This is a genomic window from Streptomonospora wellingtoniae (assembly GCF_031845375.1).
Lineage (GTDB): Bacteria > Actinomycetota > Actinomycetes > Streptosporangiales > Streptosporangiaceae > Streptomonospora > Streptomonospora wellingtoniae.
The window spans coordinates 1-1,192 of record NZ_JAVREK010000060.1; the positions used below are offsets into that span (position 1 = coordinate 1).

1 protein-coding gene is annotated in these 1,192 nt (G+C 70.3%); it reads left to right on the plus strand.

The genetic code is table 11. The features are described 5' to 3' along the window. Window positions 1–1,186: IS110 family RNA-guided transposase (locus RM446_RS24610; RefSeq protein WP_311547828.1), on the plus strand; the 1,186-nt coding region annotated here is incomplete at its 5' end. Window positions 1,187–1,192 lie beyond the last annotated feature (6 nt).

Below are 1,192 nucleotides of genomic sequence, written 5' to 3' on the forward strand. Positions count from 1 at the left end.
CGGCGGCGGCCGGTTCGCCTCGCGCACCCGCACGTTCTCCACGGTGACCGCGGGGCTGCTGGAGTTGGCCGCGTGGTTGGAGGCCGAGCAGGTGCAGGCGGTGGCGATGGAGGCCACCGCGACCTACTGGAAGCCGGTGTACTACCTGCTGGAGGGCTCCTTCGACGCCCGGCTGGTCAATCCCCGCGACGTGCGCCAGGTCAAGGGCCGCAAGACCGACGTCAAGGACGCCCAGTGGCTGGCCCAGCTCCTCCAGCACGATCTGGTGCGCTCCTCGTTCGTGCCCGAGGCGCCCGTGCGGGACCTGCGGGAGCTGACCCGGGGCCGGGCCCACCTCAAGGCCGACCGCACCCGCGCCGTGAACCGGCTGGAGAAGCAGGTCGAGGAGACGGGCCTGAAGATCACCGCGGTGACCTCGGCGGTGCTGGGGGCCTCCACTCGGGCCATGCTCGAAGCGCTGGTGGCCGGCGAGCGCGACCCTGCGGTGCTGGCCGATCTGGCCAAGGGGAGCCTGCGTGCCAAGCGGTCGGAGCTGGAGCGGGCGCTGCGCGTGGCCCGCTTCAGCGAGGCCAGCGCGTTCATGATCGGCCAGAGCCTGTCGGCCATCGACATGATCGATGCCCAGACGCGGGCCTATGAGGAGCGCATCGCCGCGGCGATGCGCCCTTTTGGTCGCGCACGCGAGCTGCTGGTGACGATTCCGGGGGTTTCTGAGCACATCAGCGCGGTGATCCTGGGCGCGATCGGTGCGGATGTGTCGGCGTTTCCCACGGCTGCGCACCTGGCCTCGTGGGCGGGGGTGTGTCCGGGCAACAACCGCTCGGCCGGGCGCGAAGGCTCGGCGGCCACCACGCACGGCGATTCCTACCTGCGCGGTGCGCTGGGGATGGCTGCGGGCCACATCGCCCGTTCCTCCTCGCCGCCGTGCTATCTCAAGAGCTATTACGCGCGGGTGCGCAAGCGGCGGGGCGCCCGGCGGGCTCAGGTCGCGCTGCAGCACAAGATCATCGTCGCTGTCTGGCACATGTTGGCCGCGGGTGTGGCCTATGCGGAGTTGGGGGCTGATTACTTCGACCGGCGGCCGCGGCCGGCCCGGCAGCGTGCTGATCATGCCAAGCGTCTGCTTGAGGAGTTGTCTCAGGAAGGTTACGACGTTACTCGGCTCTTGCCTTCCCCGGCAGCGTAATCCCAG